The organism is Lacinutrix sp. (genome assembly GCF_023299985.1).
GTDB lineage: Bacteria > Bacteroidota > Bacteroidia > Flavobacteriales > Flavobacteriaceae > Lacinutrix.
The window spans coordinates 1-7,548 of the sequence record NZ_JALZVX010000216.1 but is presented as its reverse complement, the minus strand read 5'-3'; the positions used below and the strand labels follow the sequence as shown (position 1 = coordinate 7,548).

The following is a 7,548-nucleotide window of genomic DNA, read 5'->3' as shown; positions in this document are numbered from 1 at the left end:
TTATTACAACTAAATAGTGTAAGTAAGATTGTGGCTAGTATGAGGTTTTTCATCTTAATAATTTTGAAGCGATAAATATAAGAATAAAAAAAACGTCCTCTAGTATAAGAGGACGCTTTGAAATGTTTAAAATTTAGAATACTCTATTTTTTAATTATCCTTTTATTAAGTAATCCTTTATTAGTTTCAATTTTTAAGAAATAAATTCCTGTTGCAAAACGACTTAAATCTATTCTATCCATTGCTTTATTTGAAGAATATAATTCTTTTCCAGATAAACCAATTAATGAGATATTATTAATTTGAATTCCATCTTTTGCTTTTATATTAAAAATATTAGCTGAAGGATTTGGATAAATAACCACACCACTATCAATACTAACATCCTCAATACTAAGTGTTGTAACAATCTCTGTTGCAACTGTATTAGTTATAATTGGCGCATTAAAATCGAAATATATATTTGCTTTACCATTAATAATGTCTCCAATTTGAACATCTGTTTTTGGCTTTATTTTAAAAGCTATAAAACCATTACTTCCTGCATCGTCATCTTGTTGTGCTGGTAAGTTTATGTTATCAAAAGTAAATTCAAGAAAATCACCATCAATAACTCTTAAAGAGTAATCATGACTAGAAGACACTGGTCTTAACGTTTCAAAATCTAATTTTGAATCTAAATTGTCTGTTATAATAACTTTAATAGCACTTGCTGTTCCTGTATTTTGAAAACGAACCACATAATTTAAGTACTCACTAGCTTGTGGCAAAGTTATCTCACTACCTTGTAATACTGTTTTGTCGTTTGGATCGAAAGAATTAACTACAATTTGTGCTAAGTTAAACGTATTGTCGTTTGGATTTTGGTCGTTACTAGTTGGCGAAATAGAAGCAGTAAAATTTAAAATATCATCACCATTAACTGTTGGTGGTGTAAATGTGTTCATTTCAATATCTATAGTTCTAATCTCAAACGGTTGTAAATTAGTATAGTTAAATGTTAGCGAGTTTGCTGTTTGATTATCTACTATTTCACTAGCACTTACAAATACTTGTGACATATCGTCAAAATTAAATGTAACATCACCACTTACAGGAAGTATTCCTGAATTTTCAAATACCAATTGGTATTCAGAATTAAAACCAGGTCTTGCTTCATTAACTGGTATTATAACTACATTAATATCGTTAATATTATTTTGGTTTGCAGTAATACAAAAATCTGCTATTTCTGTATTTGCAAGACTAGTAAATGTGTCTACAATACTTGTTGGTGTTGTAGTAATATAATTTGGCATGCCTTCTACAGAAGTTGTATAAGTATCCTCAACAACATCTATAGCATAAAAACCAGAAGCATTTGTAAACGTACCATATTGATCTGTTCCATTAGTTGTATTTACTAATTGGTTAGCTACTACAATATCGTTAGTATCGCATCCATCGCTTTCATTATCGAAAGCAAGCACACCTTGAATAATATTATAGTTTACAGAAGTTATAGAACAATCTTCTACAAAAATTGCTGTAGCATCTTTTGTGAAATTTGTTGTAGCAAAACCAACATCGTCAACACAAATGGTTTGTAAATTTGGGTTGTTATTTGCTCTGAATTGACTTAGAAATGTACCACCGAAAATTCCTGAAGTTGAACTATTATTAGATGTTGAACCTCCATCTATTATAGCATTATTACTATTTTTAAAGTTAATGCTTTGCAAAAACGGATTAGATTGAAGTTGAACAGATTCTAAGTTCGCGTTATTACTCAAATTAATTTCTTGAATAGAAGTCGAAGTTGCTTTAAACAATGCTAATAAACTATTCTGAGACAAATCTATTGCGCTTATTGGATTAGCGCTTATGACTAAGCTAAATAAATTTGAATTATTTAATACGTCTAAATTAGAAATAACATTATCATTTATTTCTAAAAACTCTAAGTTTGGATTTTGAGAAACATCTAACGCTGTAAGACTGTTTGAATTAGCTTTCAATCTTAACAAATTTTGATTTTGAGATAAGTCTAAAGTAGATAATAGATTATTATCTAAATCTATTTTAATTAAATTTATATTATTAGAAATATCAATATCTACAACATTACTAAATGTCCATCTCAAATTTTCAAGATTTATATTTTGCAATAAATTTAAAGCACTTAAATTAGAATTTTCTATTTCAAGGTTTTCAAGTAACACATTTTGAGTTAAATCTAAAGAATTTAATATGTTTTGAGTACTAAAAAATGAAAAATTGCCACATTCTAAAGATTTTAAATTGACCAAATTTGTTAAATCGACCGTAGGTAATTCATTATGTCTAATATCCAATTCTTCCAATAAATTATTTGATGAAAGATCTAGAGCAGAAAAATTATTAGTATTTACATCTAACCATTTAAGGTTAGGATTCAAGGATAAATCCAGCGAACTAAGATTATTTCTTGCCAAAATTAGTGTCTCAAGAATTGATAAATGATTGACATTAATAGAATTAATACCACAATCAAATAAATATAATCTCTTCAAATTTACATTCTGAGAGATATCTAAAACACTTGAACCTATATAATTACCAATATTTAAAGATTCTAAATTTAAGTTTTGGGTAATATTTAAGTTATTTAGGTTATTGCCAAAGCTATTAAGAGTATCCAGCTCTGTATTAAATGATAAATCTAAAGATGTCAAATTATTATATGAGCAATTTAAATCTTCTAAATTAACAAAAGCTTCAATTCCCGTTAAGTCTGAAATACTTCCACTAGTAACACTTAACCTATCTACAACAAAAGCTTCATTAACTTGTATTTCTCCATCTCCATTAGTATCAATAACTGGATTAGTATGCGCTAACAAAGCACTTTTAAAATTGGGATCTGGTATGTTTACAATGTTTGTATCATTATTGTTTAAAAATATGATGTTTGTTTCGTTAGTTGGGTTGCTTACAACTATGTATATATCGTATAAAGGTGAAGTTTGATAGGTTGCACTATTTTCTTCATTGAAACTACAACCAGTAACTAATCCAGGTATCCAACCTAAATCGCTATCATCTACAACTGTTCCTTGACTACCTTGATAAAAAAGAATAAAAGAATCGCTTGCTCCATTTGTTAACGTAACCGTTATACTCTGTTGCGTCTCTCCAAAAGATGGAATTTTATAATAAACCCTAGATAAATTGTTTCCTATGTCACAACCACCACTCATTCCTCCACCAGAGGCTGCTGTTGCATTTTGTGTTTGCACATTAATATCAGCAAAAGGTAGACTAGTTATATTAACGGCATTCTGTATCTCATCATTTGGTGGAATTTGAGCAAAAGCTTGAATAGAAATAATAAAGGCTAGTAGAATTAGGTAAATTTGTTTCATAGAATTTGTTTGAAACACAATAATAATAATAATAATAGATTTCTATAATTTTTTAATAAAATGATTTTGATATTGAGGACGTTATAAAATATTAATTAGATTAATGTGCTCCTTTAGTGAAGTTACTTAGCACCTTGCAATGACGAATAATTTATTAAAATTTTAGAGATTTTAGATCCTGAAATATACTCAGGATGACGCTCTGCATCAAAAATCAAACTTGTAAGTACCACCTCCTAAAATTTGAATGCCTTGAACTGGTGTGTTTTGCCATTTATTATAATTGTCTCCAACAAGGTTATTTCCTTTTAAAAACACTGAAATCCTATCGTTTATATGGTAGCCTGCATGTACGTTTACATCAAAATAACTATCTAAAGTTTCTATTGTGGTTACAAAAGTTGATGGTATAGTTAAACTTAAACTAGTATTTTGATCTTTTCGCTCACCTACAAAATATAAGTTTGCGCCTGCAAACCATTGTTTATTAATTTGATAGTCCATAAATAAAGTTCCTTTTATGTCTGGTAAGTTCCAAGCTTCGGTTTCATTTTTTGGATTGTACACAAAATACTCTCCTTTAATTCCTAAAGTAAAATTTCTATTTATATCTGTACTTAGTTCTCCTGCAATGCCTAAAGTTTTAACATCGTCGTAAGTAATACCAAAAGAGTTTCCGAAGGTATAATCTTGATTTGTTGCTGTTATTGGATTGTTGGTAAACAAAGCTTTCCCTTTTTCAGATTTATAACTTGCACTAACTGAATAACCAATTGTGTTTGATAGTTTTCCTTTTAATCCACCATAAGCATTGTATTGTTGATCTGTTGGTGTAATAAATAAGGTTGGTGAAACAAACGGATTCTCTGTTGCAAAATCGTAATAAGAATTCTGAATTAATCCTCCAGTTACACCTCCAAAAGCAATAACAATTTCATCTACTAAACGATAACTTGCGCTAATGTTTGGGTAGATAAAGAAACTACTTTTACTTGCTTCGGTATCGTTTAAATAGGTTAATGTAACACCTAAATTAACGGTTAAATCGTCTTTTTTTAATTGGTAAGTTGGCGCTAAACCAAATTGAATGTTTCCATAATTAATTTCTGTATCTGTAAAATAATTTCTATCAAAACTTCCGTTTAAATAATCTAAACTTACTACTGTAGAAACCAACTCGTCTTTAATAGGCACATCTACAGTACCACTTAACTTAAGTCTATTTTCTGAAGAATCTTGGTTATCGGCAAAATTTCTAAATAAAACAGTTGCACTTCTAAATAGGCCTTCTTCGAAATTTAAATCTCCAGATATGTGAGCATTTGTAAAACTATGACTAACATCTAAAGTATCTGCCGTTATTTGGTTAAATAATGGCTGCTGTAAACCATACCAATTGTAAGATTGTATTCCAAAACCTCCAGTTATAGACCACTCTAAATTGTTAGTTAATTGACTGTAGGTTAAATCTATTTTTGAGTCTAAAAAATTATCATCTGTTAGCACACCATCAATACCTCCTCCAGAGGAGTGATGTCCAACATGAGCGCTTATATTTTTACCACTACTTAACTCATGATTTAAATATACCTCTCCTACAACAGTAGTATAAGTACCAACACCTAAAGTTGCATAATTATCGTATAATTTTACTTTTTTCGCCTTGTCAACAACTGCAGCTTTTCCTTTTGCTGGTGTAAACGTTGAAGCCACAGGAAATGAAAAGATGTTATATTTTACTTCCTTTTTTGTTGCTGTTTCAGCGTCATCTAAAGTTGGTGTTTCTTTTACTTTAAAAGCATCTGAAATTGTTGGCGTGTATGGTTTTATAACGTTAATAACATCTGGATTTAACGTGTCTTGTTCGCGTTCTTGAGCAAATAGTACAGTAGTTGTTACTATTGCTATTAGTAATAAGAATTGCTTTTTATTAAACATATACTCTTCTTTTTTTTGTCATTCCTACGAAAGCAGGAATCTATATTATTTCTCGTTATTTTGTAGATTCCTGCTTTCGCAGGAATGACAAAGTTTTGTTATTGTTTTTTAATGAAAACATTACAAGTTAGAACTATTTACATTTGAGTAAGAAAACTGAATACTGTAACTGTAAACTGTTTACTAAATACTAATCCTCAGTCTCTACCGAAGCATTCGTTTTAGCTTGTTCTGTTTTTATTTTATTTAATTCTGTTTGAGCTTCTGTTACAACTTCTGGAAAATCTTTAAAATTCTTTATTACACTTTCTAAAATGTAATTGGCTTGAAAAGCATCTCCAAGCGCATATTGGTTTTTAGCCATAATAATTAAGCCTTTTGCACCATAGAATTTATAACCCGAATAATCTTTTGCTAAACGTTGCACTACTGTATTTGATGCTGCGTAACTACCTTCTTTATTTTTAAAGTATGCATTGTAATATAATGCTTCGGCAGCTGTTTCTCCTGTTGCTGTTAATTCTACATTTGCATAAGCTGTTTTTGCTTTAGCTTCATTATTTGTTTGTATTGCAGAACGTGCAATAATAACATGAGCATCGCTTTTTACTTTATTATCTAAATTTGGGTTACTCAAAACTTTTTCCGCATAAGCAACAGCTTCTGTATAATTATTTAATTGATAATTTGCTTGCATTAAATTAGACTGCGCAAATAAGCTATTTTGAGGAAAATTAGCTTCAGCATCTAAACGCTTTAAAACTGGTAGTGCTTCTGTCCAATTTTTCTGTTCTAAAATAATTTGAGATAAACGCAGTAAAGCTTCTTCGGTAAATTCGCTTTGAGAAGCATCCACAACCGATTTATAATGTGGTTTTGCGTTTTCTTTTAAATCCTTTTTAAAATACAATTGTGCTAAATAAAAGTGTGCTTGGTTAGCGTGTAAGCCATTTTTAAAATCGTTTAAATAACGATTAAACAACTTAATAGCATCGTTAGTATTACCATCTAAATATTGTTTTTCTGCAGATTGGTAGGTTGCGTTATCTAAATCGCCATCTGTAACTTCTACATAATCTAAAGTTTGAACCCAAGCTGCATAATCGTCCACACGACCTAAATCTATATAAATTAAACGTGCTGTTGCAACCGCTTGGTTTGCTTCTGGTGAATTAGGAAAATCTCCAGCTACTTTTTTAAATTTGGTTAACGCTTTCTCGTTTTGGCTTTTATTGTAATGCACCAAACCTTGACGTAACAATGCTTTTGATGTAAAAGAGCCGTTATTATATTCTGAAATTAGCTGACTATACATTGTCACACCTTTATCTGTATTTCCCGATTTTACATAAGCATTTGCTAAGGTGTACATGGCATCATCTCTTAATTTAGATTGTGGATATGTAGTAATAAACGTTTCTAATTCTGAAATTTTCTTATTAGACTGTCCTAAGTAACCATAGCTCATCGCTTTTTGAAAAAACGCATAATCCATTTCTATTTTATTAACGCTTAGTGCTTCACTATACGTTGTAACAGCATTATTATAAGCACTTGTTACAAAGTAACTATCTGCTAAACGCAAATACGCATCATTCAATCTCACCTTATCTTCTCTACTATTGGCTGTGAAATTTTTAAAGTACTCAATAGCCTGAGCGTATTGTTTTTGTTTAAAATAAGTGTAAGCTAAATGGTAGTCTAAGTTTTTATATTCTGGAGTTTGGTTAGCATTTGTTTGTTGCTGAAATTGTTTAAAACCAATTAAAGCGTCGTCATAACTTGTTAGGTTATAATCTGTTTCTGCTTTCCAGAATGTAGCTCTTGCTGTGTATTTTGCGTCTTGTTGTTGTTTTAATGAAGCATCAAACATCTTTTCAGCTTCAACATAATTACTTTCGTTAAAAAATTCGATTCCTCTATAATAGGCTACTTTTTGGTAAGCTACTTTATTTTCGAAACTCTTTTTCCCTTTTAACAACACTAAAGCTTCTTTGTAGTTTTTTGAAGTGATGTAAGAATCTATTAATAAGGTTTCTAAGGCTTCTCTGTTTTTTGTATCTGGATATTTATCTAAATAACTCGATAAAACTTGTGGTACAGATTGGTATGGATTTCCAATTTCATAACTAATTTTAGCATAGTTAAGCCATGCATCTTCTTGGATTTTTAGATCGTAATCCATTTGTGATGCATTTCTAAAAGCATTTAATGCTTCTTGTTTTTT

The 7,548-nt window shown here is 29.9% G+C and carries 3 protein-coding genes; all 3 read right to left on the bottom strand.

The features are described 5' to 3' along the window. Positions 1-143 precede the first annotated feature (143 nt). Positions 144-3,383: a T9SS type A sorting domain-containing protein gene (locus Q0C58_RS11580; RefSeq protein WP_290701706.1), complete on the bottom strand. Its 3,240-nt coding sequence runs from the start codon at positions 3,381-3,383 to the stop codon at positions 144-146. Positions 3,384-3,590: 207 nt separating this feature from the next. Beyond that, positions 3,591-5,321, bottom strand: a complete 1,731-nt coding sequence (locus Q0C58_RS11575; RefSeq protein ID WP_290701704.1) for a TonB-dependent receptor — start codon at positions 5,319-5,321, stop codon at positions 3,591-3,593. A gap of 190 nt (positions 5,322-5,511) precedes the next feature. Next, positions 5,512-7,548, bottom strand: a 2,037-nt coding sequence (locus tag Q0C58_RS11570) for a tetratricopeptide repeat protein (RefSeq protein WP_290701702.1), incomplete at its 5' end; no start/stop codon positions are given.

Bases quoted from the DNA above. Each gene is read 5' to 3' on its own strand.
- Q0C58_RS11580 (WP_290701706.1), bottom strand. From the start codon at position 3,383: ATGAAACAAATTTACCTAATTCTACTAGCCTTTATTATTTCTATTCAA.
- Q0C58_RS11575 (WP_290701704.1), bottom strand. From the start codon at position 5,321: ATGTTTAATAAAAAGCAATTCTTATTACTAATAGCAATAGTAACAACT.